Genomic DNA, 25,338 nt, shown 5'->3' on the forward strand with positions numbered 1-25,338 from the left:
TAGTGTAACATTGTATGTATTTTAAACTTAATTTCTGAAATCATTCAAAAACAACATAATTTACTTTGTCTACTCCTGTATTGCCTGTTTTCTCATGATAAGCATATAGAGTAAGTTCATAATTTCCTGGAGTACTGATGATATGGTTGCCTTCAAATAAGTTGGTAGAAACCCATGACATATCAATATTTTTAACCAGTTTTCCATCTTTTTTAAGAATTCCTTTCACTTCGATTTCATCAGAATTCCAAACTCCACCTTTTTCGATAACGCATCCACACATCATAACAATATTCGCCTGAAACAAAAACGGTTTATCTTTAATTGTATTCAATGCGATATACTGGTGAGTTCTTGGTTTTAAAATATCAATAATATATCCAGGAATCTCAAGAATGATTCCTTCGCCCAGAATATTCTTTCCGGGAATCAGCCATAATTCTGTACTTACCACAGCCTGTGCCTGTCTGCTGTTCAGTGGAGAAATAACTTCAACCGTCACAAAGGTAGGCTCATCAATATCAACTGTTGCGACAAAACCACCTGTCTGATCATCAGTAATTGAAGCTCCTCTCACTTTAGGAGTTTTCATAATCAGATCCGTATTGCCGGTACTTCCTGCTGTATTGCCTTCTGCTAAAATCTTTTGGTTTAGCTTATTCCTGACAATAATATGAGCACCTCCCAATGAACTTCCGATAAATTTAGCATCTTTTGCTTTTGCCCTTACCATCACCTTAGTTTCTGTGCCCCAAACCATAAGATTGGAAAAAAGTAATGCTGTAGCGAGAAAAAATGTTTTCATGATTGTATTGTTTTTAAGTATTCCTGTTTGAACCGATGATGGAAAGATTCATTCTTCAATTCCTGATCTATGGTATCGAGGTAAGAAAGAATAGATAAATCTTCTGAAAGTAATTTTAAAATGGCCTTTTCACAGCTGTCCCAGATCTTTTCCAATTGAGGAAGTATTTCTATTGCCTTAGGGGATAAAGAAACCATTTGTTTACGCTGATCTGTACTGTCTTTTTTAATCATCAGATATCCTTTTTCAGCCATTTTCTTTACAATGATGACCACAGACGGATGAGAATATCCCAATGGTTCTGCAATATCCGTAATGGAAACTTCTTCTTTTTTTTGCAGTAACATAAACACCAGGTACCAATTAGGTTCTACATCTACTCCAAACTCTTTATAGAATTTTCTGACATCATGAGACATCCGGTCACTGATCCTTTTCAACCTGCTGTCTAATGCCTTATATCCCAATTCTTTAATAAAGTCAAAATCCATTTTAAAAATCTTTGGTGTAAATATATAAAATATATAGCGAACTATATAGTTCGCTATATTAATTTATTGAAATTTTCATAACCCTAAATAAATCAATGTTTTAAAAAAAATAAAAACAGTTCTGATGCTACTTTTTTATTTATTTTTCTTCCTAAATTCCCCTGGAGTAATCCCTCTGTATTTTTTAAAAAGTTTCGAGAGATGGCTTTCATCACTAAACTGAAGTTCATAAGCAATCTCACTGAGCCTTATGCTGCTGTATTTCAGATAAGTTTCAACCAGCTTAAGCCGATAATCCAGTACATAGTCCTGATAGGAAACTCCGGTCTGTTGCTTAAAATATTCCCCGAAATAATTCCCCGAAATTCCAAAATGCTCTGCTATAGTCTGAATTCCTGTCTTATCTCTATCTTTGATATTCTGCTGGATATAAGTAATGATTTTCATAATAGAAAAAGCCTTCTTGTTCTCCTGCAGATCTGAAGTTTCACTCTGAATTATATTTCTGGCAATAAGATTAAGCAGGATAGAAATACAGTTACGGATGATGAGGTAATCCTCTACCCTGTTTCTAAATTCATTTGCAATCTGCTGAATAATCACTTTAGCAAAATCTTCATCATTTTTATTACGGAATACACATCCGGCACGGGCATGATAGTTATTACTGATGTATTGCAGCTTGTACAGGTTTTCACAGCTTTCAATACGGTCTGCTTCGAGGCGGATCTTATCAATAAATTCAATGGGGCATTCGATCGTAATCAAATCAGCATTCTCGCTTTCAAAACGATAGGATTCCTGTTGAGGAATAATAACAAGTTTACCTTCTGTGAAATCAATATAACGTTCATCATACAGGAGTTTTCCGGTTCCCTGTACAATGTATACAAATGATAAAAAAGATATGGTCTTAAAGGTTATTTCTCCTTTAAGCTTTATTTCTTTCACTTCAATACCTTCAAGATGTAATCCTTTCATGAGTTCGCACTATACTTTCCTCCAAAAGTACAATTTTTACAGAACAAAAGGAGGTTAATTTTGCATAAAAAAATATGAACACTTATCCGAAGCGATGGCAGGCGCTCAATTTTCTGATCGCCGGAGCTTTTCTTTCACCCTTGGATTATTTTATTGTCAATATGGCATTACCTTCTATAAAAGAAGCTTTCAAAGCAAGTGAACATCAGTTACAGATGGTTATTGCCATATACGGACTCACCTATGGAGCTTTAGTAGTATGCGGAGGACGGCTTGGTGACCTCTATGGGCGTAAAAAAATTTTTATATTGGGATTGTATACCTTTTTATTTTCTTCGCTGGCGTGTGCATTTTCTCCTACAGTAACATGGCTTATTGCAGCAAGATTATTTCAGGGAATTGGAGCTTCGTTGCTGGCTCCTCAGGTTTTAGCTTCTATCAAAGTTTTATTCAGCAGCCAGGAACAACCAAAAGCTGTGAGTCTCTTCAGTTCTGTATTTGGCTTGGCTTCTGTAATTGGACAGTTGCTTGGTGGATTGCTCCTCAGCATGCACTGGGGAAACTTTTCCTGGGAAATGGTATTTCTTGTTAATGTCCCTATTACCATTATCTGTATTGTGGGAATTCATTTTACTATGGACAACAGCCGAAAGGAATCCGATTCTGGAATTGATTTTAAAGGCTCATTACTCCTTATTTTTGCTCTTCTCCTATTGATTTGTCCTCTTATCTTCGGGCAGAAGTATCATTGGCCATGGTGGATATTTGCTGTTATGATATCAGGGGTATCATTATTAATCATTTTCTTTAGATATGAAACATATCTATTGAAAAACAATCGTCCTGTGCTTATAGACCCAACATTATTACAGCATACACCTTTCGCTTTGAGCCTTTTGATTCTCTTTTTTTACAATTTCACTTCAGGACTGTTCATTTGTTACCCTTATTATCTGCAGGAGTTTCTACACCAAAGCTCCATGCAGACAGGATTGGCCATTATTCCTTATGGAGTTGCTTTTTTTCTGGCCCCATTAATAGTATCCAAAATAAAACAATCAACGTACACAATGATTTACATCGGGCTCGGCTTACTAATAGGAGGATTTACTTGTACTGCAGTATACTTTTATTTTCAGCAGCAGCCTTCTTTCATCAGTTATATGACATTATTTATGGCAGGACTAGGTCATGGAACGATCATGCCGGTAATGATGCAGACTGCTATTACTTTCACAACCAAAGAAAAGGCAGGACAGGCTTCTGGTTTGATCAGCATTGGAATACAGGTAGGCAGTGTAGTCGGAGGAGCTGCGATCGGAACCATATTTTTTAATCTGATTGACCTCCTGGGATTTCCAAAGGCTTTTGCAATAGCTATTTTTATGATCGGCGCTGTACAGATGATAGGAATACTTACCAACATCAGATTACGTAAATATGTTAACTCTTAATTTCCATCAACAACAAAAAATAGTTTTAAATTTAAATCTTATGAACAACAAAGAAAAAATTACCGAAGAATTAAAAGACTTCTGTGAAAATATTGAAAAATGGTTCCAGGGTAATGAAAAGGATCAGAATGCATTACTTAAAAGAATACTTTCCGGGTTTTCTCCTGACTTCAAAATGATTAATGGGGATGGAAATACAGCTACTTTATCCATGTTTTCAGAGTGGCTTCCTACCGTATTTGGAAAGTTCCCGGACCGCAGTGTACGGATTGAAAATATAGAAATTAATCATTCTAAGCATCATGGTCTGGCCACTTATACAGAGATTCAGATGACAGAAGGAGTAGCCAACACCAGAAAGTCCTCGGCTGTTTTCCTTTTAACTGAAGAAAGAGCACTGTGGGTTCATCTTGTAGAAAATTGGATATAAAAAATAAACGGTCTGTATTTCACAGACCGTTTGTTATAATATACAGTTTAATTCTTTTTCCTGAATACCTCCATTTTACCAGCCATAATGCTCAGTAAGATTCCAAAACAGGCAAAAAGCCCGTAAGAATACCTGAGATCAAAACCTTCCGCAATATATCCGATCAATGGCGGCCCTATCAGAAAGCCTAAAAATGAAATACTGGATACAAAGGACAGCGCAATACTCGGTGCCACAGTATTCACCTGGCCAATGGTACTGTAAACCGACGGTACACTTAAAGAGGCTCCAAGCCCGATAATCATAAATGCAATGATACAAATCCATAGCTCCGGAAGGAAAACACTCAGGAAAAGACCACAGCTCATTAAGATCCCACAAAACTGCAGAACAGTTCTTTTTCCGAGTTTTTCAATAATCCGGTTTCCAACAAACCGCCCTAAAGTCATCATTAAGATAAAGCTCGTATATCCCAATATAACAAGGTTTTCCGGTGCTTTCACAATCGTTTGAAAATAAACACCACTCCAGTCAAACATAGCTCCTTCAATGGCCATACTTAAAAAACCAATGATTCCTAACCCAACCAATGTAGGATTTACAGATTTAAAAATAGATCTCGTCTGTGGTTCCGCTTTATGGATAATATTGGTGAGATTGTTTCTGCTATACAGCAAGATCAGAGAGACGAGGATAAAAGTCAGCACAAAATGATGAAAAGTTTCTATATGCAGATTAATGGTAATCAGGCCTACAACTGCCCCTATCAATCCGGCAAAACACCATGCTCCGTGATAAGAAGACAATAACGTTCTCTTTGTAATTGATTCTATTTCAATGGCCTGTGTATTGATTGCTATATTACACAGATTCCCGGTAACGCCGAAAAAAAACAGAACAGTGGCCAATACCCAGTAAGAAGGAGAAAGACCGATCAGCAAAAGAAAACCCGGATACAGTAAAAAAAGACTTTTAATGATTTTACTGCTTCCGTATTGACTGATCAGCTTTCCGGATAACATCATGGTGGAAAGCTGCCCTATCGGCATCAGAAGCAAAAGAGTTCCCAGCTCTGCTTCATTGATGGAAAGAGCGTCTTTAATAATAGGAATCCGGCTTGCCCAAGACGAGAAAACAAGTCCGTGGGCAAAGAAAAGTAAAAAACAGGCAACAGGCATTTTCGCATTGAGAGATTCTCGGTCTTGCATTATAAGAGTGTTTGATTAAAATTTCCGTTTGCGAAGTTAGGAACACTCATCCAATAAAATATATTCCATTTTTGATATTTTATATTCCATTTTAAACAACGCTTTTAAAAAGAAAAATTAACTGCTTACATTTGATCACCGGAATGCACTGACGAAATTACTAACCATTCTGAGAAGTCATCCAACAATATTATGATAGAGATCAAGCCCAATTTTGAAGGATTATATATTCAAAAATATACCCTAAACAACCTCTCTGAATTTCACAGAAAAGCAGAAAATCTCAATAAGCTGCTGCTTTGTTTTGTATCAAAAGGGACGCTGGATCTTCAGATCAATACACTTCCTTTTCATGTAAAAACCAATTCCATCCTCATGTTACTTCCTGACACAGACCTTAAAAACAGTTCAGGGAGTAATGAGCTTGAATTATCTGTGTTTTTTATTTCCTTGGATTTCATAAGCAGTTATAGTTTTCTGACTGTACTTCTGGCTAGTGATGAGATCAAATTCAATCCGGTAATGTCTATAGAAAACCCTGCAGGAAAACTAATCTGGTCTACTGTAAAACTCATTCAGGACTATCATGCTAAAACAAAAGAAGAAAGTACTGTAGAATCTGTACAATATCTGCTCTATGCCCTTCTCGAAATCGTTTCAAAGCTCTATTTACCTGTGATCAAAAATAACAGCCTTTTGCAGACCCGAAGTCAGGACATTATAGAACACTTTTTTGAATTGCTGGATAAACATGGATATCTGGAAAGAAGTGTATTATTTTATTCTGATCAGCTGCATCTTTCTCCTCAGTATTTAAGCAGCTTAATAAAAAAAGAAACCGGAAAGCCTATCAAACAATGGATAAGCTACAGAGTGATAAAACAAGCTCAGGAACTACTCAAAACAACCCCTCTGTCCATTAAAGAAATCAGCAACCGGTTACAATTTGTAGATTCTTCCCTATTCTGCCGGTATTTTAGACGCTGTACAGGAATTACAGCCAATACCTACAGAGAAAATTATAAGATAAAGAAATAAAAGTAAGAAAGCCATTCAATAAAATAGTAAAGTGACGCGCTTATTATTTGTACTTTAGCACCCTTAAAAACGAATTATGCCAGGGAAAACATGGTTATTATCTACAGCATGTCTGCTGTTTATTCATTGTAAAAAAGAGAATGTTTCCAAACCGTCTGTTGAACAGGACACCATAACACAACAAAAAAGAGAAGTGGTAATCTCCAAACCTAAAGATGATTCTCAGATGGAGAAGGTAAAATCATTTCTGAAATGGTATAGAGATAATGAAGATAACCTATATAGCTTCAATACGATAAAAGGAGGACCTCAGGGCGAAAATGAAACTCAGGTTAATTATTATGTAGATTTTAATCAGGCAGAAAAAGAGTTGACCTTTCTGAAAAGCAGTGGTTTATTCTCTCAAAAATTCCTATCTGTTTACAAACAAAACTATGTACAAGGAGAAGAGTATTTCAAGAAGAACCCTACTGATGATGGGCCTCCGCACGGTTTTGATTATGACTACTTTTTCAGAACCCAGGATGATTATCAATCCGATTTACAAAATATTGAAGCCATACAATTCACTGTACAACAAATCAGTCCTGAACAATACGTTGTAAAATTTCACCTGAAAAACTGCGGTATGACTTTTCAGTATACCCTTACCAAAGGCAATGGTGATCAATGGCTGATAGATTCCATTGAAAATATCAGCTAATGATTTTATTTATTTCAATTTAAAAACCAAACGAATATAGGCTTTTCATTAAATTAGCTGACCAAAAAAATATTTTATGAAGGAGCAATGGATATCCCATCCAATCATTTTAGAAGGCACAACTATTGAACTGATTCCTCTGGAAAAAGAACATTTTGAAGAATTGTATGCCGCTGCTGCAGATAAAGATCTTTGGACATTGATTCCCACGAATGCTTCAGATAAAACAATATTCTATCAAAACTATGAATTCTCATTGTCAGAAAGAGAAAACGGAAACCAATACCCTTTCGTCATAAGACATAAGGAAACCCAACAACTGATAGGCTCCACAAGATTTTTTGAAATATATCCGTCAGATAAAAAATTAGAAATCGGCTGGACCTGGATCATAAAAGATTTTTGGGGAACAACGGTTAATTTAGAATGCAAATTGCTTTTGCTTACCTACTGTTTTGAAATATTAAAGACCAATCGGGTACAGTTGAAAACTAAAGATAATAATTTCAGATCAAGAAAAGCAATCGAAAAAATCGGAGGGGTATTTGAAGGTATTTTACGGAAAGATAAAATTCAAAATGATGGTAGCACCCGAAATGCAGCCTATTACAGTATTTTGGACGACGAATGGAAGGCCGCAAAACAGAAAATTGAAGCTCAAATCAGAGAAAAAGAAACTTCCATAAAGCTCTAAAGTCAATATTCTGATAAACAACAGTATATAAAAATCAGACGTAAAAGTATCTGACTTTACGTCTGATTTTATTTAAATGATTAATTTACTTCTTAATTATTTTCTTTGAAACCACATTTCCATTCTTCAATTCTCCCTGAAGAATATAAACCCCTTTGGAAAGCTTTGAAACATCAATATTTTCAGAATTTTCCACAGCTAAAACTCTCTTACCATCCAAAGAAGTTATCGTCACCTTTCTAATATCTTCTTTAGAAGCTATAGTAATAAAATCAGAACTTGGATTCGGATAGATGGCAAACTCTTCTGCTCTTCTGTTCAGCTCAGCAGTTGATAATACCGTAGGATCAAGATAAGACACCGACTTTGAAATATTTGTATTTCCATTCAGAACAAAAGTATTGATGGCAAAACTAAACACCATACCGTCTGTCTGGCTCACCCATTGATAGGATTCGTTGGTATAAGTAGCGGTAATGGGTGTAGGTGAACCGGCAAAAGTCTGCGTTCCCATTCTCATTCTTTTTATTCTCAGCACATTAGCATAGGTTCCTCTCGGGGTAATTACTGTACCATAGCCGTCTACACTCACACTTACCTCTCCCGTTTCATTGGTATTTCCAATTGCTGCAGAAACACTGTTAAATTCATAGGTATCATCAAACTGTTGCAGATAAGTAATCGGAAATTTATACTCAGTCAGAGGATTAATATAAGTGACTGTAACATCTCCTAACGCAGGTCCGGAATAAGAACCCAACGTTGTAGCCTCAGTATCTGTCATAGAACTAAAGTCATGCGTATCAACAGTAGTCATTGTTGCAATCCTGTTAGCACCGGGAAATCTGAAACAGTCCGATTGGCCGGGACATGCTCTTACAGTATATGCAACAGGATTAGTTCCCGTATACATTGAAAAATCCCAGGTAATATTTGCTCCTGACGAGCCTGCTGTAATAGAAGTACTGCTTACATCTTCTGATTTGAGATTAACTGTGCTGTTAATTCTGTCAACTCCAGCTCTTGTTACTGATGGCTGGGCGTAGGACATTATTCCTATGAAAAGGAATAAAACAAAGTTTAACTTTTTCATATTATATTGATTTATGGTTAGTTACACACATATATTTCCCACTATAAAGATAAATAAAATTTATTTTTTGTAAATCATATATCTACATAAAACATTTTGTATCCTACCAACTGCACACAACAAAAAATCCCCAGCCGCTCTGGCTGGGAATGTTATACTTAATTAAATAGCTGTCTGTAACTTAAAGGAGTCTGATCCGTTTTCTTTTTAAATAATTTATTAAAAGACTGTGGATGCTCAAACCCTAAGGCATAAGCTACTTCTGATACTGAAAAACTTGTTGAAGTAAGGTATTCCTTGGCTTTCTCAATCAGTTTTTCATGAATATGCTGCTGAGCATTCTGCCCTGTAAGGTTTCTTAACATATCGCTGAGGTAATGTGGTGAGAGATGAAGTTCAGAAGCTAAAAATTCTACAGTAGGAAGCCCTTTGGTCAATGTCTTTTCTTGATTAAAGTACATTTCCAGTATAGCATCCATTTTAGTCAATAGATCATTATTTACAGCCTTCCGAGTAATAAACTGTCTTTTATAAAAACGATTACTGTAATTCAGAAGTACTTCAATATAAGAAACTATAACGTCCTGGCTTACTTCATCAATCGCTGTATTCAGTTCATTTTTAATGCTATCCAGCAATCCCGTTATGATATTCTTTTCCTGATCAGAGAGGTGCAGCGCTTCATGAGTATCGTATGAAAAGAATCCGAAACTCTTAATATTTCTGGCCAAAGGATAGTTTCGCAGAAAATCAGGATGTACCAATAACGTATATCCACAATATTCTGTATTTTCATCCGTAGAAAGGATCTGTCCTGGAGCTGTAAACATCATTCCACCTTCATTGAAGTCATAATACCCCTGCCCATATCCCATTTTTCCTACTTTCGAATATTTATAAGATACTTTATAAAAATTAAGAACAAAACTTCTGCTCAGCAGCTCCTTATTAATGGTCATCTTAGTATTATCTACAAGACTTACCAGCGGATGCAACGGCTTAGGAAGCTGTAAAAGGCTGTGCAGTTCCGAAATGGATGATATTTTCTGTGGAATATGCTCTCTTTTTTCCATGATATAAATTTACAAATTATTTAGACTGAAAAACAGCAATCCTACCATAATACTGTTGTGTAACAGATTATAAAAACTGTTTTCCCAATTGTTCTCTGAATGCTTCAGCACCCAGTTCCAGACGTTGTGCATATAATGCGTTTGCATCGTCACCTGCAACATATCTCAACTGCTTTTTACCATCTGTTGCAGCCTCATAGACCACTTCAGCAATTTGTTCCGGTGTAGAGGCAGCCTCCATCATCCCTTCCATTTTGGAATATAGGGAATCTATGATTTCTTCATAAGCAGGACTTGATGCAGAGTCTAGAGAACGGCTTACAAAATCAGTTTTAATTCCACCTGGAGAAACCGTTTTAATGTCTATTCCAAATGTATTCAGTTCAAAAGCCATACTTTCGCTCCAGCCCTCCAATGCCCATTTTGTAGCATGATAAATTGAATTCAAAGGGAAAGTAATCAATCCTCCAATAGAAGTGGTAGAAATGAACATTCCATTCTTTTTCTCTCTGAAATAGGGAATGAATTCCTGAGTAACACGAATAGTACCCAGTAAATTCGTATTCAACTGTCTTACAATCTGTTCATCAGCCAAAGCTTCCAAAGGTCCCATAAGACCATAACCTGCATTATTAAAAACAACATCCACCTCTCCTGATTCCAGGGCTTGTTTCACCGTCATTCTTATCTGTTCCGGATGGGTGATATCTAACGGAAGTATCGTCACATTATTAAGAGAAGCAAGGTCTGAAGCCGCTTCAGGGTTTCTCATTGTAGCAATCACTCTCCATCCTCTTTGTTGAAATAACTGTGCAGTCGCTTTACCTAATCCTGTAGAAGCTCCTGTTATAAAAATTGTTTTCATTTTTTCTTGTTTAAAATTACAGGACAAAGTTCAGAATCAAAGAAAATATAAGAGTTGCCAAAACGGATTAAACTGTAGCCAAAATGAATTTTTAAACTTCCTTTCGTTTTCTTGTTTTTTTGTAAGTTTGTTCCCATTAATTTTTATGGCAGAATACATTCTTGAAAACATCAATCTCAGTACACTTTCTGTATATGACTTATTAAAACATACCACAGAAAGTGCATTTGTTGGGATCACAGGTTTTCATGAAACTTATCCTGTTACCATTGAAAATAACACCGGAATTTTCACAAAAAATTCTTCGCTACAGGATTTCCCATTGGTTTCCATAAGCAGAATTGGCAATTCACTGCTTTGCAGCTGCACCTGTGATAACTCTCAAGCTCAGCTGTGTTCACATCAGGCAGAAATTATCCACTGCATTCTGGAAGAGAAAAAGTACAGGATTTTCTTTGATGATATACTCCGTAAAAATACATTACTCTCCAGAGCTAAAGGGTATGGTTTAGAAAATGAACCTGACCTTGATCAATATTTTGAACTGCAGATCTCAGATGGCAAACTTGAAATTTCTCCAAAGATCAGGGAAATGCTTCCCATGGATGAGCTGATGTTCCAAAGAGACCTTCTGCCTCAACTTCCATCTAAATTAGATGAGCTGGCTATTTCAGAAACAGGTAAAAAACAGATATTGGTTATCGGTAAACACCGTTACTACAATCATCTTGTATTTTCCCTTATGGAAGCAGAAATTACACAAGCCGGCAAAATTAAAAATCCTGTAACTCCGGTAGATGCTATGCAATTAATATGGAAAGCCGAGAAACCTCAGGATATAAAGTTCTATACCGCTATTTCTTCATTTCAGAACAATTACAATGAAGACTATAATTCCGCTGAACTGGAGGCTTTAAAACTTATTGTAAAGAATCCTCTTGATCTGGATATATATTTTCACGATCGTGAAATCGCAGAAACAATCTCCGCAAAATCCCTGACCTCCATTAAACTTAATACTTTAGATGCCGAGATACAACTCTCTGTATTTAAGAAAGATCCATTTTATGAAATTACCGGAGAATTACTCTTTAATGATTCTTCTGTCCCATTTAAAAATGTAGTGATCAGGAATGAGTATTTCATCTATAACAACCAGACATTCAACTTAGTAGACAACACTGACATGCTCAGGGTTATCAGATTTTTCAAAGCAAATAATGAGATTTTGCTCATTCATTCTTCAAAATATGAAGGGTTTATGCAGGGAATCCTATCTACGCTTGAAGAACGTATCCATATAAATTACAGCTACATACAGACCGCAACGAAAGTACAGCTTAAAGAAAAGAATTTCGGGACAGAAAAAATTATTTACCTTCGCCAGCAGGAAAATTATATTGGGATTACCCCAGTGATGAAGTATGGAGAGGTGGAGGTTCCTGTGTATTCCAGAAAACAGATTTTTGATACTGATCAAAACGGAAATCCGTTCAAAATAGAAAGAAACGATGCCGCAGAAGCACGTTTCACTTCTTTGGTGATGCAGCAGCATCCTGACTTTGAAGAGCAAATGGATGGCTATCAGTATTTCTATCTGCACCGGGATAAATTCCTTGATGACAATTGGTTTCTGAATGCATTTGAAACATGGAGAAATGAAGGTGTCATTATTTTAGGCTTTAATGAATTAAGAAATAACAAACTGAATCCTCATCGTGCAAAGATCAATATTCAGATCACCAGCGGACTGGATTGGTTTAATGCTAAGCTAAAAGTAGGCTTTGGACAGAAAGAAGCCACATTGAAACAACTACACCGAACAATCCGCAATAAAAGTAAATTTGTTCAACTGGATGATGGCAGCCTTGGTATTCTTCCTGAAGAATGGATGGATAAAATTGCAGCTTACTTCCAGGCTGGAGAAATAGATGAAGAACTCCTAAAAATCCCCAAAATCAATTTTACCGAAGTCTCTTCTCTTTTTGAAAAAGAAATACTGAGCACTGAAGTACAGGATGAGATTTCCACCTATTCCACCCAGTTTTCAACGGTTAAGAATATTCCCCAGGTCAGTATCCCTACTGAATTAAGAGCTGAGCTAAGAGATTATCAGCATGATGGACTCAATTGGCTCAATTTCCTTGATGGTTTTAATTTCGGAGGATGTCTCGCCGATGATATGGGACTCGGAAAAACCCTTCAGATCATTGCTTTTATTCTCTCTCAGAGAGAAAAAAGAGGAAAAACCGCCAATCTCGTTGTGGTTCCTACTTCCCTGCTTTTCAACTGGCAGGAAGAGATCAGCAGGTTTGCTCCTTCCATCAAAGTATTGTTACATTATGGTCCAGACAGGCAAAAATCAATCAATCATTTTTCAGATTATGAAGTTGTACTTACCAGCTACGGAATGTTGCTTTCTGATATCCGTTTCCTGAAAACATTCAGTTTCAATTATGTTTTCCTTGATGAGTCACAAACCATTAAAAACCCTAATTCCGAGAGATATAAAGCAGCCCGGTTGCTCCAGTCCAGAAACAGAATTGTACTCACCGGAACTCCGGTTGAAAACAGCACCTTTGACCTTTACAGCCAGCTTTCCTTTGCCTGCCCCGGATTATTGGGAAGCAAACAGTACTTTAAAGATATCTATGCTATTCCTATTGATAAATTTGAATACAGCAAACGGGCCCTGGAGCTTCAGAACAAAATAAAACCATTTATTCTCCGCAGAACAAAAAAACAGGTGGCCAAAGAACTTCCGGAGAAAACGGAAACAGTTATTTATTGCGAAATGAATGCTGAACAGCGCAGAATTTATGATGCATATGAAAAAGAACTCCGTGAATTCATTGCTGCTAATGATGACGATGATCTCAACAAAAACAGTATACACGTTCTTACAGGCCTTACAAGGCTCAGACAAATCTGTAACTCTCCTGTACTGATTAAAGAAGGGTATTCCGGAGAGCATGCCGTAAAAATTGAAATTCTGATGGAACAGATCCTTGGAAAATCAAGAGACCACAAGATTCTTGTATTCTCTCAATTCGTAGGAATGCTTGATTTATTAAAGCCAGAACTGGAACGGCACGGAATTCCTTTTGAATATCTTACCGGACAAACCAAAGACAGAGGTAAAAAAGTGGCTAATTTTCAGGAAAATGAAGATGTGCGTGTATTTTTGATAAGTCTAAAAGCCGGGGGTGTCGGACTTAATCTTACCCAAGCTGATTATATTTACCTGATTGATCCATGGTGGAATCCTGCTACTGAGAATCAGGCTATAGACCGAAGTTACCGTATAGGACAGACTAAAAATGTCATTGCTGTCCGTATGATCTGCTCCAATACAGTGGAAGAGAAAATCCTCGCCCTTCAGAAAAAGAAGAAGCTATTGGCTGAAAATCTTCTTAAGACTGATGGAACTAAATTTCAGGGGCTATCAAAACAGGACCTGCTGAATATTCTGGATCAGAAATAAAGGATTGGGATTACTGACTGAAGAATCTTTAAGACCTAGCTAGAGCTATTATACAAGTAACATTCCCAATTCATTTCCGGGAAGAATATCCTGTTGTTTGTGCCTGATTAATTTAAAATCGGTAAAATTCCTGCAGACACACTATACATATCCATTTAATTTTCAAATACATACAAAACAAAACCGACAGATAGAATCTGCCGGTAAAAAACAAAAATTGATATGGATATGATTAGATATGTGTTTTACTTTTTTATAACCTTTTCGGTGATTATTTTTTTATTTTTTGTCTGAATTTTAATCAGGTAAGTTCCCGGAATAAAGCCGTTCATATTTACCGTATCAGAATTTCCTTCTGAAATTTTCTGGCCTGCAACAGTATAAATCTCATACTTCTCCAGTCCTTCTTTTACTCTGATGGTTATATTTTCATGGGTAGGATTCGGATATATTTTTATTTCAATAGATTTGTCTTTAGCAACTTCAGCAGTGGAAAGACTTTCCGGCTTAATATTGATGGTATAATCTTCCACCTGACCGATAACCCATCCTGAAGGACACGGTAGATTTTCCAGTGTTCCCATCCATGAGTTGGATTCATATGCTTTTACCAGTCTGAAACGTGTATTTCCCAATAATGCATTAGCTGGAATAGTGATTGTTTCGGATGTAATTCCTGATTCATGACCTGAAACCGGATTTGAAGCATCCAAATATCCCAGATTAAATTTTTCATCAGCATCAAACTGATTATTATGATTAAAATCAATATAAGCATAAGCAGAAACCGTTGTCTGACCATGAGTTCCACCTGTTACGGTTATCGGATATGCATTTCCACGGCTGGCATTAAAAATAGTTCCCGTAAAGTCTTCAATAACACTTGAATTTCCGTCAATCTGGCTTTCATTTGTTATTCCTGCGAATTCCACCTTGCTTATTTCACTTACGGTAAGGCTTGTTATCCCCTCAGCACCGCAATAAGGAAATGGAAAAGAAGTATTATTTCCGGAAATATTCACTGTATAATCTTCGGTCTGACCAGCTCTTAACCCTGAATCACAGGCAGAATGAATAGAGTTTTCAGCATTGGGATCTGAATAGGCCAATACATTTGTATTTTTAAGGACTCTCATTCTTTTACTTCCACCAGATGCGTTGGCCGGAACCGTAATCGTGTTATCAATTGTGAAAGCATTTGCCGGATTAGCAGCTTCCAGCCTTCCTATATAAAAGCCTTCACCGGCATCATCAAAGTTTCCATTCCCATTAAAGTCGATATAAACCATTACATCACTTGGAAATGTACTGGAAGGACCTTTTACTGATATCGGATAGGTATTTCCTGCCACCAGATCAGTTGCGAGTGAAGTAAAATCCTCATATTCCTGTACAGTGGATGAATTGGTGGTTGAATTATTGTTGATGTTACCAAAAGTAACATTACTGATCATATTACTGCCTGCATCATATTGAAATGTTGGAGTGCAATACTGGGCATCCATCAGCCCACATAAAATGACAGCAGAAAGAGTAGTTATTTTTTTCATAGAGTTCTTAATTTTTGATGAGACAAATTTATATTTATTTAGAATCAATAAAAATAAGAACGTGATGATATTTATCAGTTTACTGATATTTAGCTTTAAATTATTTTAAAACAAACAATAAAATTTAAATTAATTATATAATTATCAATATCTTAATTCATTATCGAGATGAAATAATTTCTCTGGCCTTCTGTTTAAATTCCTCATATTTTTCAGAATAAGCTTTTAATTTCTTATTAAAATCAGGATGATTACGCTTAATTCTCCCCTCACCTTTACCAAGTAAACTTACATATCCTTGATCTGTATAATCCTTATTGGCAAACAAAGGCCATGAAGTTTCATTTACAAAGCCTTTTATGATTTCTGGTTTTGCAACTTCTAAAAAAGCGTATTCTCTGCTATCTAAGGTTTCTCTTGGTATTCTTATCTCTAAAAGCTTTTCCAGTCTTAAAAGAGATGTAAAGGCTGGAAAAGAAGCCTTAAGAGTAACAGACATAACACTGAGAATTTCAAGTTTGGGAAGATCTTCTAAAAAGGAGAAGCTTTCTATAGGCTGCTTCCAGTCTAAAGTACCATCAATATGAAGGTATTTCAGGTTCTTAATTCCTCTTAACCCATCAAAACCGGAGACCTTTCTCAGATTTTCAAGATGAAGTGCTTTCAGCTCCGAAAGTTTTTGCAGTGGAGAAAGGTCTGAAAAGCCTGAGACATATTCCAAAGACACTTCTTCTAAGTTTTCCAAAGTACTGATAAAGCCTATATCTTTAGTACGGAATGATTTTATTCTTAACCTTTTAAGACTCTTTATCTCACTGACAGCTTGAGCCTGATCAGGAGTAGGTTGATCCAGGGTTATTTCTTCAAGATTGGGACAATCAAAGATGAGCTTCCAGTTTTGATGGTGCTTGCCTACTGTTAAAACTTTAACTGATTTTATATCTGTCATTTCTTTGTCTACAGAATAAGACGCAGAATGATGGGTTGGAATTATTTTCCAATAATGATCTATATTACCTAATAATCCTTCAGATTCCTGTTCCATAACTTCATATTTCTTTATTGGAATAAATTCTTTTAACAGTCTTTTATCCTATAAAATTATGTTTTTTAATTCAAATTCTCAATAAGAACCGCAGATGCACCACCACCGCCATTACAAATCGCCGCAATTCCATATTTTCCGCCTTCCTGGCGCAGTACATTCACTAATGTTGCCATTATTCTCGCTCCTGATGCCCCAATCGGATGTCCTAGTGCCACTGCTCCACCATATACATTTACCCGGTCCACATCATATTCCAGAATCTGCTGATTGGATAAAATCACCGAGGAATACGCTTCATTGATTTCAAAATAATCAATATCAGCTAAGCTAAGTCCGGTATTTTTCAAAATCTTATGAATAGCAACGGAGGGAGATGTTGTAAACCATTCAGGAGATTGGGCAGCATCTGCATAGGCTATAATCTTTGCCAGTGGTTTGAGATGATACTGCTGTACAGCTTCCGAAGAGCCCAACAAAATGGCAGCGGCACCATCATTCAGATTGCTTGAATTGGCTGCTGTGAGCATACCGTCATTTTCAAACGCAGGCTTCAAGAGAGAAATTTTTTCAGGAATAAGTTTATCAATATCTTCATCCCGATCCATAATTATGGTCCCTTTCTTATTTTCAGCAGATATCCTGATCAGTTCCGAATTGAACTTGTTAGCCGACGCTGCTTCCTGAGCTCTTTTATAAGACAGTAATGCATAATCATCCAGCTGTTGTCTTGTTAATCCATATTTTTTCACTCCCAATTCCGCAGCACTTCCCATATGTAAATCATGATATACATCCCATAACCCGTCTTTAATCAGCCCATCTGTAAGGGTGGCATCTCCTAGTTTCCTCCCATGACGGAGATAATGGTAATGAGGCACATTGCTCATACTTTCCATTCCTCCCGTTATCACAAGATTTTCCATTCCGAGCTGGATTTGTTGTGCTCCGATCATCGTGGCCTTCATTCCGGAAGCACATACTTTATTTACAGTGGTAGCATCTTTATCTACCGGAATTTTTGAAAAAATAGCGGCCTGCCTCGCCGGTGACTGCCCCACCCCTGCACTCAATACGTTTCCCATGTATACACTGTCTATATTTTCTGGAGAAATCAATACACTTTCATAGGTTTTCTGTATAACTATCGCTCCCAACTGAGGGGCAGTAAAACCAGATAAACTTCCCATAAAACCTCCGATAGGAGTTCTTTTTGCTGCAATGATAAATACTTCTTTCATAGTTTTGTTTATTAAAATAAATACCAATCGGTATATTTATAGTTAAAAAAATTCCGCTCTTATATTCAAACGGATTTAATTACAAATATAATAAAATATACCAATCGGTATATTGATAAGGTAAAAAAATCTTACCCAAAAATAGATAAGACAAAGTATTGAACTATTCTCTGCTGAGCTGATCAAGCTTTTTCAGTAAGGTAGGAATTCTGAAAGGGCCATGCATCTGCTCTATATCAAGTTTAATCTGATCAACATCAACCCCTTTGGCAGTTACAAAAAGTGGTGTTTTACTATCTCCACGAAATACACTTCTTCTTTGAGAATCTGGAGTGGTAAACTCATTCTTGGCAACTCCCACTATAGGAACCTTACCCTGCAGAACTTCATAGAGATGCCCTCCTAAACCAATTTTACCTTCATCATCAAGAGTGACATATCCGTCCACAATAATGATATCTTCTTCTTTTAAAACTATTTTACTTAATAAACTCAGGATACAAGGCAATTCCCTCTTGTAAAAGGCTCCGCTTTCATATTCTGAAGTAATAGGCGTCTGTTCTGTAAAGATCTCCACTTCACGACCGGATTTCCAGTCTTCAAATGCAATACATACAGTATTGGCATAATCTTCATAATAATAGGTATCAAATGCGTAAATCATTTTGTTCTAATTGTGCTGACAAGATACATTAACTATTGATCGCAAACAAAAAGTCTGTACAGGTAATGAATGCAGAATTCTCAGGATTAAAAAAATTCACCAAAATGCCATAATATCCCTGAAGGATCATGTACAAAGCATTCTTTTCCCCAATCCATAGTTTTTACAGGAATAATTCTTACATTTTCATATTTATCCTGAAGCCCTAAGATAAGAAGTTCTTTCCAGAATTCTTCTGTATCAGCAACTTCCATAAAAATCATCGTATTATCAATCCAGTCTTTTGCATAATAGTCCTGAAGATAAAACCCTGTTTCTTCTCTTATAAACAATGACAGCTTAGGCTCAAGGATAACTTCTTCAAATCCCAGATCTCTGTAAAAATTTCTGCTGACCCCGAAGTTCTTCGCTCCGATAAAAGGTCTGATGGATTTCAATTGTCTCATATTATTTATTTTTCCAACTCTTGAGGGTCATTTCAAACTTGATTTCTTTTTTCCCGTGCATTCCGATTTCTTCCCAGCCTGATTTTCGGTAGAAAGTTTCTGCTCTTGTCTGCGGTGAAGTTCCAAGCCAAATGTTCTCTTTTGTATGTTCAAAATACCAATCGAGCATTGTATTGTGAAGTTTTCTTCCAATGCCTTTGTTTTCAAAATCAGGATGTACAAATAATGCCCAGATATTATGTTCTTTCAGATCAACAATAGAAAATCCTACAATTTTGTGATTTACTTCACTCACCCAGCCTTTTCCTCTTTGAAACATAAACAGTTCACAATCTCTGTCTGTAACCAAACCTGGATCTGATAAGGCATTTTCTTTCACAGAGTTTCTAACGATCTGAATTTGTGGAATATCTTCTGGTCTGGCTTCACGGATGATCATATTCATGATAAATTAAATTGAGTTCAGCATAAAACAAAGGTGCAAAAAACATGTTAATTCAATTGATTTCCAAGAAAATAACTAGTCTTAAAAATCTGAATCCATGAAATCCTGCACCTCTGCATGTATTATTATCTTCCAGCTTACACTGGTTATCTTTATTTTTTATCTACCACAATCCTTTCTGCTCTGTTGGCAATATCCCATGCAGTGGTAAATACAAGCTGAGTTCTTTTTTCCAACAGATTATAGTCGATCTTGTCTGGGTCATCTGTTGGTTTGTGATAGTCTTCATGAATTCCGTCAAAGAAAAATGCTACAGGAACATTGTTTTTAGCGAAATTATAATGATCTGAACGGTAGTATAACTGTTGAGGATCATTAAGATCATCATATTTATAGTTCAGCTCAAGATTATTGGTTCTTTTATTAGCAGCTTCGTTAATTACTTTAAGCTGGGAACTTAGCATATCAGAGCCTATTACATAGACGTACTGTTTTCCTCTGTTATCCGGATCATCACGCCCGATCATATCAATATTAAGATCTACAACCGTATTCGCCAATGGGAAGACAGGATTGTCTGTATAATATTCCGAACCGAATAACCCATGTTCTTCTCCTGTTACATGAAGAAATAAAACAGATCTTTTAGGTCCATTACCCGCTTTTTTAGCTTCCTGGAAAGCTTTAGCCATTTCCATAACGGCAACGGTTCCACTTCCGTCATCATCAGCACCATTATATACTACGCCATTTTTTGTTCCTACATGGTCATAATGTGCAGAGACCACTACAATTTCTTCAGGCTTTTCGCTTCCTTCGATAAAGGCCAGGATATTTTCAGAATCCGGAAGATTACCTCCGCCTCTTTTCTTCATAAACTCTGAAGGAACTTTCTGATAATAAGAACCTAAGGCTTTAGGATGAGAAACGCCTAGGCTTTTATAGTAGTTAACAATATACTCCCCCGCTTTTTTCTGTCCTTTACTTCCTGTATCACGGCCTTCCATATCGTCAGCAGCAATAACGTATAAGTTTTTCTTTAAATTCTCAGCTTTGATCATGCTATAGGCATTCGTAAACGCTTTATTATGATTTTTAGAAACCGGATTTGAGGATGCACCATCAGCAACCTTCGCTGTTCCGCAACTCGTCACCAGACTAAGGGCAAATAACGGAATAAGTAGTTTTTTCATACAGACATAAATTTCTTAAAAATAACATTTTTTATTGAATCTGAAACATATAATGCAATATCACGATAAAGAATACCAGTTTTTCAGGTATCATTAATAAAACTCTCCGTCTATTATTAAATACTTCCCTACCAATAGGAAATATTTAAAAAATCAAAACAAACATTAGCATATTTTAAAATATACATCCAATACGATATCAATTTTTTATTACATTTGAACAAAAACAAAATAAATGAAAGAAATTTTCGGATTTACTCATTATTCCTTTTTTACAGAAATGTCTGAACTGGCTTTACAACATAAAAGCTTTGATCTTTCTTTAGGCCTGCCTGATTTTGATATTGATGAACGCTTAAAATCCTTTTTAAAAGAATCTGCAGATCTGGACACTCATAACTACGAGCCTCTTGCAGGAAATCCTTTGCTGATTACAAATATTATCGGTTTTAATACAAAAAGGAAAAACAGTATTTCCTTACAATCAAATGAAATTACTATTGTACCCTGCGCAACCTTTGCTTTATATACCGCACTCAAATCTATTTTAAATCAACATGATGAAGTTATCATTATCCAACCTTCCTATTACACTTATGCACCGGCTGTTGTGATGAACGGAGGCATACCTGTTTATTATGACCTGGAGCCTGACTTTACCATAAACTGGGACCTCTTGAAGACCTGCATTTCTGAAAAAACGAAAGCAATTATCGTCAATTCTCCACAGAATCCAACCGGTAAAATATGGAAGCAGGAGGACTGGAATCGGTTATATGAACTGATAAAAGACCGGGATGCCTATCTGATTTCAGAAGAAATATATGACACATATTGTTATGATGATGCTGAGCATTACAGTTCATTTATTCATCCTGAGCTCAAAGAAAGAACATTTTGTATTTTTTCTTTTGGTAAAATGTTTCATACCTCAGGATGGAAAGTCAGTTATATGCTTGCCTCTGAAAAATTAACTGCTTTATTCAGAATCCACCAGCAATATATTTCCTATAGTGCTAATGCTCCCGCTCAGTATGCACTGGCAAAGTATCTTGAAGTATTTGATCCTTCGGAAAATAAAGCAATGATGCAGAAAAAACGGGATATCTTTGATGAAATGCTTAAAGAAACCCCCTTACAAATTGAAAAACAAGCTGAAGGAAGTGTTTTTCAGGTAGTCAACTTCAGAAATGTTTCCAAAACAATGACTGATGTGGAGTTTTCAAAATGGCTAACCATTGATAAAAAAGTAGCCTGCCTCCCACTTTCTGCCTTCTATAACTCCAGACAGAATTCAGATTACATCCGGTTCAGCTTTGCTAAAAAGGATGAAGTGATCATCCAGGCACTGGAACATCTTAAAAAAAATCTATAATAATAAACTAACTTTTTTGGGCTGGACATATCCCAGGGATAAAAAGGTTCTCAGTAAAGGACACAATATATTTTTGCCAAGAATACCAAATAAAAAATTCGTGAATCCGTGGCAAATAAAATGATCATGTTAAAATTCAGGTTGTAATGACCTAAATCTTTATCCAAAAAGCATAAAAAAAGCATCGCTCATGCGATGCTTTACTATTGTCTATATTGACATTAAAGAGCCAGAACCCTTACATCAATTCTTCTATTTTTAGCCTTACATTCGTCAGTATCATTAGCTTCACAAACCGGATGTAGGGATCCATACCCTTCAGCTTCTATTCTATCTGCAGATACTCCCAATTCCAATAGCTTAAGTTTAGCTGTTTGTGCTCTCAGATTAGATAATTTTTGGTTACTTTCTTCATTACCACTATTATCAGTATATCCTCCTAATTTTATTTTCAGATCAGGATAAGCGTTCAGAATTTCTGTCAGATTATTCAGCTGTAGCTCGTACCCTGCTTTCAGGTCACTTGATCCTGTTTCAAAATAGAGGTTTTCAATCGTATACCATTTATTAGGATCCAGAACAGTTTTGTCTTTCTGATTAACAGCATTGTAAAGTTGATACAGCTGGCTGGTTTCTCCCAATTCTATTATTTTCCCACCTTTCAGTTTTACTTTTTGCAGATTTCCGGTTTCATATACAAAGTCTCCGTTTTCATTTAAATGCCCTTTCACCTCACCAGGAGCTGCGGGAACTTTAAGATCTGAAGCTGTTCCAGCTGCTGCTGAAACTCCTGTTAAACTTTCTATTTTAGCTTTTCTGTTCGCTTCAATTTTATCTTTATGTAAAACGGCTAAAGTAGGTGCAATAACCAAGGAAACAATTGACATCAGCTTAATCAGAATATTCATTGACGGTCCTGAAGTATCTTTAAACGGATCTCCCACCGTATCTCCTGTTACTGAAGCTTTATGAGGCTCAGAACCTTTGTAATAGGTCTGACCATTGATATCAACACCTTTTTCAAATGATTTTTTCGCATTATCCCAAGCGCCACCCGCATTATTCTGGAACATTCCCATCAATACACCACACACGGTAGCTCCGGCAAGAAATCCACCAAGCACTTCAGGCCCAAAGATAAATCCGATCAATAATGGTGAAATAATGGCAATAGCTCCCGGTAGCATCATCTTCCGGATGGAGGCATCGGTAGAGATGGCAACACATTTTTCGTATTCAGGTTGGGCTTTTCCTTCTAAAATTCCAGGGATTTCACGGAACTGTCTTCTTACTTCTTCCACCATGGCCATAGCCGCCTGCCCCACTGCAGTAATGGCTAAGGAAGAGAATATAAACGGAATCATTCCACCAACGAACAGCCCTGCCAAAACATCTGCCCTATAGATATCAATCCCGTCAATACCTGCAATTCCAACAAAGGCTGCAAATAAGGCCAGAGCTGTTAATGCTGCAGAAGCAATCGCAAATCCTTTTCCCGTAGCAGCTGTTGTATTTCCTACAGCATCCAGGATATCTGTTCTTTCACGGACTTCTTTCGGGAGTTCACTCATTTCGGCAATACCTCCTGCATTATCTGCAATAGGTCCAAAGGCATCAATTGCCAGCTGCATGGCTGTTGTTGCCATCATTCCGGCTGCTGCGATAGCAACTCCGTAAAGCCCGGCACATAAATAAGATCCGTAGATTCCACCTGCCAGTACAATAATCGGAAGTAATGTTGATTCCATTCCCACGGAAAGTCCACCGATAATATTGGTAGCATGTCCGGTTGAAGACTGTCTCACAATACTGGAAACCGGTCTTTTTCCCATAGCGGTATAATATTCGGTGATAATACTCATGAGGGTTCCAACAACCAGACCAACCATTATGGCTCCAAACACACCCATTTTAGTAAATTCATGACCTCTTAGAATCATTTTTTCAGGGAGAATATAAGTAACCAGAAAATAAGAGGATATAGCTGTAATGACAATACTACCCCAGTTTCCTAAATTCAATGCATTCTGTACACTGGAAGTAGATGACCCTTCATTATCATTGATCTTCACAAATAAAGTTCCTATCATTGAAAAGATAATTCCTGTTCCTGCAATAAGCATAGGCAGAAGAATTGGAGCAAAACCTCCGAATGAATCATCAGAAATTGTTTCCCTTCCCAATACCATTGTTGCCAGCACGGTAGCTACATAAGATCCGAAAAGATCGGCTCCCATTCCTGCAACATCCCCTACATTATCTCCTACGTTGTCTGCAATAGTAGCAGGGTTTCTTGGATCATCCTCCGGAATTCCTGCTTCTACTTTTCCTACCAGGTCAGCTCCAACGTCTGCTGCTTTTGTATAAATACCACCACCTACTCTTGCAAAAAGAGCAATGGATTCAGCTCCAAGGGAAAATCCTGTAAGAATCTCTATGGTTGTTTCCATTTCGTGAGAGTCTACTGTGGCTTCCGGTGCAAAGATCTGTTTAATAATTAAAAACAAAGCTCCTAACCCTAACACCGCAAGTCCTGCAACTCCCATTCCCATAACGGAACCTCCTGTAAAAGAAACTTTAAGAGCCTTTGATAGCGAAGTTCTTGCTGCTTCTGCAGTTCTTACATTGGCTTTAGTCGCGATTTTCATCCCTATAAAACCAGCTGCTGCAGAAAAAATAGCTCCCATCACAAAGGCAAGCCCTATACTCCAGTGAGAATTGGCATTGCTTGATCCCATTACTGCCAAAAGAATGGCGACAATGACGACAAAATAGGCTAAGACTTTATATTCAGCTTTTAAGAAAGCCATGGCACCATCAGCAATATGTCCGCTGATTGTTTTCATTTTTTCATTTCCGGCATTCTGTTTACTTACCCAGTTGCTCTGAAGAAATGTATACACCAAAGCTACGACACCAAAAATTGGCACTAACACAAATAGATCCATAGTTTAATATTTTTTTGGTAATAGAAAATTAAATATAATAAATAATTACCATCAAAGCATCAAAAAAAACATGGACTTATCATTATCAATCAAAAGAATTTTAAATATGAAT

22 protein-coding genes are annotated in these 25,338 nt (G+C 36.7%); 7 read left to right on the top strand and 15 right to left on the bottom strand.

Annotated elements, in window-relative coordinates:
• Positions 1-40: 40 nt before the first annotated feature.
• The 3 genes from M2372_RS11030 to M2372_RS11040 form a co-directional block, all read right to left on the bottom strand.
• Positions 41-805, bottom strand: coding sequence for a hypothetical protein (locus M2372_RS11030; RefSeq protein WP_123319334.1), 765 nt, complete (start codon positions 803-805; stop codon positions 41-43).
• Entirely contained in the window at positions 802-1,296 is a 495-nt protein-coding gene (locus M2372_RS11035) for a MarR family winged helix-turn-helix transcriptional regulator (protein WP_115968873.1), read from the bottom strand. The genes M2372_RS11030 and M2372_RS11035 overlap by 4 nt, the downstream gene beginning before the upstream one ends.
• 135 nt (positions 1,297-1,431) lie before the next feature.
• Positions 1,432-2,277 carry an AraC family transcriptional regulator gene (locus M2372_RS11040; RefSeq protein WP_123319335.1) on the bottom strand — a complete coding sequence of 282 codons (846 nt, stop codon included), beginning with the start codon at positions 2,275-2,277 and terminating at the stop codon, positions 1,432-1,434.
• A gap of 74 nt (positions 2,278-2,351) precedes the next feature.
• Between M2372_RS11040 and M2372_RS11045 the strand changes: the two genes are divergently transcribed.
• A complete protein-coding gene (locus M2372_RS11045; RefSeq protein WP_123319336.1) occupies positions 2,352-3,731 on the top strand; it encodes an MFS transporter in 1,380 nt (459 codons plus the stop codon).
• Positions 3,732-3,771: 40 nt separating this feature from the next.
• A complete protein-coding gene (locus M2372_RS11050) occupies positions 3,772-4,161 on the top strand; it encodes a hypothetical protein (RefSeq protein WP_123319337.1) in 390 nt (129 codons plus the stop codon).
• Positions 4,162-4,208: 47 nt separating this feature from the next.
• Here M2372_RS11050 and M2372_RS11055 read toward each other — a convergent pair whose 3' ends face one another.
• On the bottom strand, positions 4,209-5,369 hold the full coding sequence (locus M2372_RS11055) for an MFS transporter (RefSeq protein WP_123319338.1): 1,161 nt from the start codon (positions 5,367-5,369) through the stop codon (positions 4,209-4,211).
• Positions 5,370-5,561: 192 nt separating this feature from the next.
• Between M2372_RS11055 and M2372_RS11060 the strand changes: the two genes are divergently transcribed.
• The 3 genes from M2372_RS11060 (at position 5,562) to M2372_RS11070 (ending at position 7,804) form a co-directional block, all read left to right on the top strand.
• Positions 5,562-6,407, top strand: a complete 846-nt coding sequence (locus M2372_RS11060; protein ID WP_228455699.1) for an AraC family transcriptional regulator — start codon at positions 5,562-5,564, stop codon at positions 6,405-6,407.
• A gap of 76 nt (positions 6,408-6,483) precedes the next feature.
• Entirely contained in the window at positions 6,484-7,110 is a 627-nt protein-coding gene (locus tag M2372_RS11065; RefSeq protein ID WP_123319339.1) for a hypothetical protein, read from the top strand.
• Between the two features lie 76 nt (positions 7,111-7,186).
• Positions 7,187-7,804 (top strand): GNAT family N-acetyltransferase, encoded by a 618-nt coding sequence (locus M2372_RS11070; RefSeq protein ID WP_123319340.1) that lies wholly within the window; start codon positions 7,187-7,189, stop codon positions 7,802-7,804.
• Between the two features lie 85 nt (positions 7,805-7,889).
• On the opposite strand, the gene M2372_RS11075 is transcribed toward M2372_RS11070, so the two are convergent.
• The 3 genes from M2372_RS11075 to M2372_RS11085 form a co-directional block, all read right to left on the bottom strand.
• On the bottom strand, positions 7,890-8,897 hold the full coding sequence (locus M2372_RS11075) for a T9SS type A sorting domain-containing protein (RefSeq protein WP_123319341.1): 1,008 nt from the start codon (positions 8,895-8,897) through the stop codon (positions 7,890-7,892).
• A 158-nt stretch (positions 8,898-9,055) separates the two neighbouring features.
• A complete protein-coding gene (locus tag M2372_RS11080) occupies positions 9,056-9,970 on the bottom strand; it encodes an AraC family transcriptional regulator (RefSeq protein WP_115968881.1) in 915 nt (304 codons plus the stop codon).
• A 67-nt stretch (positions 9,971-10,037) separates the two neighbouring features.
• Positions 10,038-10,835 (bottom strand): SDR family oxidoreductase, encoded by a 798-nt coding sequence (locus tag M2372_RS11085; RefSeq protein ID WP_115968882.1) that lies wholly within the window; start codon positions 10,833-10,835, stop codon positions 10,038-10,040.
• Between the two features lie 145 nt (positions 10,836-10,980).
• Between M2372_RS11085 and M2372_RS11090 the strand changes: the two genes are divergently transcribed.
• Positions 10,981-14,319 (top strand): DEAD/DEAH box helicase, encoded by a 3,339-nt coding sequence (locus M2372_RS11090; protein ID WP_123319342.1) that lies wholly within the window; start codon positions 10,981-10,983, stop codon positions 14,317-14,319.
• A 245-nt stretch (positions 14,320-14,564) separates the two neighbouring features.
• On the opposite strand, the gene M2372_RS11095 is transcribed toward M2372_RS11090, so the two are convergent.
• The 7 genes from M2372_RS11095 to M2372_RS11125 all read right to left on the bottom strand — a co-directional run bounded on the left by M2372_RS11095 (position 14,565) and on the right by M2372_RS11125 (position 20,903).
• Complete coding sequence (locus tag M2372_RS11095) at positions 14,565-15,869, bottom strand: T9SS type A sorting domain-containing protein (RefSeq protein WP_123319343.1); 1,305 nt, start codon at positions 15,867-15,869, stop codon at positions 14,565-14,567.
• Positions 15,870-16,029: 160 nt separating this feature from the next.
• A complete protein-coding gene (locus M2372_RS11100) occupies positions 16,030-16,914 on the bottom strand; it encodes a leucine-rich repeat domain-containing protein (RefSeq protein ID WP_123319344.1) in 885 nt (294 codons plus the stop codon).
• Positions 16,915-16,979: 65 nt separating this feature from the next.
• A complete protein-coding gene (locus M2372_RS11105; RefSeq protein ID WP_123319345.1) occupies positions 16,980-18,155 on the bottom strand; it encodes an acetyl-CoA C-acyltransferase in 1,176 nt (391 codons plus the stop codon).
• A gap of 163 nt (positions 18,156-18,318) precedes the next feature.
• Entirely contained in the window at positions 18,319-18,819 is a 501-nt protein-coding gene (locus M2372_RS11110; RefSeq protein ID WP_123319346.1) for an endonuclease V, read from the bottom strand.
• An 86-nt stretch (positions 18,820-18,905) separates the two neighbouring features.
• Entirely contained in the window at positions 18,906-19,265 is a 360-nt protein-coding gene (locus M2372_RS11115; protein ID WP_123319347.1) for a glyoxalase, read from the bottom strand.
• 1 nt (position 19,266) lies between these two features.
• Complete coding sequence (locus M2372_RS11120; protein WP_228455700.1) at positions 19,267-19,710, bottom strand: GNAT family N-acetyltransferase; 444 nt, start codon at positions 19,708-19,710, stop codon at positions 19,267-19,269.
• 152 nt (positions 19,711-19,862) lie between these two features.
• Complete coding sequence (locus M2372_RS11125) at positions 19,863-20,903, bottom strand: M28 family metallopeptidase (RefSeq protein WP_123319348.1); 1,041 nt, start codon at positions 20,901-20,903, stop codon at positions 19,863-19,865.
• 235 nt (positions 20,904-21,138) lie between these two features.
• Between M2372_RS11125 and M2372_RS11130 the strand changes: the two genes are divergently transcribed.
• Positions 21,139-22,278, top strand: coding sequence for an aminotransferase class I/II-fold pyridoxal phosphate-dependent enzyme (locus M2372_RS11130; protein ID WP_123319349.1), 1,140 nt, complete (start codon positions 21,139-21,141; stop codon positions 22,276-22,278).
• Between the two features lie 221 nt (positions 22,279-22,499).
• On the opposite strand, the gene M2372_RS11135 is transcribed toward M2372_RS11130, so the two are convergent.
• Complete coding sequence (locus tag M2372_RS11135) at positions 22,500-25,226, bottom strand: sodium-translocating pyrophosphatase (protein WP_123319350.1); 2,727 nt, start codon at positions 25,224-25,226, stop codon at positions 22,500-22,502.
• Positions 25,227-25,338: the final 112 nt, after the last annotated feature.

This window comes from Chryseobacterium sp. BIGb0232, from assembly GCF_024810195.1.
GTDB lineage: Bacteria > Bacteroidota > Bacteroidia > Flavobacteriales > Weeksellaceae > Chryseobacterium > Chryseobacterium pennae.

Bases quoted from the DNA above. Each gene is read 5' to 3' on its own strand.
- M2372_RS11030 (WP_123319334.1), bottom strand. From the start codon at position 805: ATGAAAACATTTTTTCTCGCTACAGCATTACTTTTTTCCAATCTTATG.
- M2372_RS11040 (WP_123319335.1), bottom strand. From the start codon at position 2,277: ATGAAAGGATTACATCTTGAAGGTATTGAAGTGAAAGAAATAAAGCTT.
- M2372_RS11080 (WP_115968881.1), bottom strand. From the start codon at position 9,970: ATGGAAAAAAGAGAGCATATTCCACAGAAAATATCATCCATTTCGGAA.
- M2372_RS11055 (WP_123319338.1), bottom strand. From the start codon at position 5,369: ATGCAAGACCGAGAATCTCTCAATGCGAAAATGCCTGTTGCCTGTTTT.
- M2372_RS11135 (WP_123319350.1), bottom strand. From the start codon at position 25,226: ATGGATCTATTTGTGTTAGTGCCAATTTTTGGTGTCGTAGCTTTGGTG.
- M2372_RS11125 (WP_123319348.1), bottom strand. From the start codon at position 20,903: ATGAAAAAACTACTTATTCCGTTATTTGCCCTTAGTCTGGTGACGAGT.
- M2372_RS11090 (WP_123319342.1), top strand. From the start codon at position 10,981: ATGGCAGAATACATTCTTGAAAACATCAATCTCAGTACACTTTCTGTA.
- M2372_RS11115 (WP_123319347.1), bottom strand. From the start codon at position 19,265: ATGAGACAATTGAAATCCATCAGACCTTTTATCGGAGCGAAGAACTTC.
- M2372_RS11130 (WP_123319349.1), top strand. From the start codon at position 21,139: ATGAAAGAAATTTTCGGATTTACTCATTATTCCTTTTTTACAGAAATG.
- M2372_RS11035 (WP_115968873.1), bottom strand. From the start codon at position 1,296: ATGGATTTTGACTTTATTAAAGAATTGGGATATAAGGCATTAGACAGC.
- M2372_RS11075 (WP_123319341.1), bottom strand. From the start codon at position 8,897: ATGAAAAAGTTAAACTTTGTTTTATTCCTTTTCATAGGAATAATGTCC.
- M2372_RS11120 (WP_228455700.1), bottom strand. From the start codon at position 19,710: ATGAATATGATCATCCGTGAAGCCAGACCAGAAGATATTCCACAAATT.
- M2372_RS11110 (WP_123319346.1), bottom strand. From the start codon at position 18,819: ATGATTTACGCATTTGATACCTATTATTATGAAGATTATGCCAATACT.
- M2372_RS11095 (WP_123319343.1), bottom strand. From the start codon at position 15,869: ATGAAAAAAATAACTACTCTTTCTGCTGTCATTTTATGTGGGCTGATG.
- M2372_RS11070 (WP_123319340.1), top strand. From the start codon at position 7,187: ATGAAGGAGCAATGGATATCCCATCCAATCATTTTAGAAGGCACAACT.
- M2372_RS11085 (WP_115968882.1), bottom strand. From the start codon at position 10,835: ATGAAAACAATTTTTATAACAGGAGCTTCTACAGGATTAGGTAAAGCG.
- M2372_RS11060 (WP_228455699.1), top strand. From the start codon at position 5,562: ATGATAGAGATCAAGCCCAATTTTGAAGGATTATATATTCAAAAATAT.
- M2372_RS11100 (WP_123319344.1), bottom strand. From the start codon at position 16,914: ATGGAACAGGAATCTGAAGGATTATTAGGTAATATAGATCATTATTGG.
- M2372_RS11105 (WP_123319345.1), bottom strand. From the start codon at position 18,155: ATGAAAGAAGTATTTATCATTGCAGCAAAAAGAACTCCTATCGGAGGT.
- M2372_RS11045 (WP_123319336.1), top strand. From the start codon at position 2,352: ATGAACACTTATCCGAAGCGATGGCAGGCGCTCAATTTTCTGATCGCC.
- M2372_RS11065 (WP_123319339.1), top strand. From the start codon at position 6,484: ATGCCAGGGAAAACATGGTTATTATCTACAGCATGTCTGCTGTTTATT.
- M2372_RS11050 (WP_123319337.1), top strand. From the start codon at position 3,772: ATGAACAACAAAGAAAAAATTACCGAAGAATTAAAAGACTTCTGTGAA.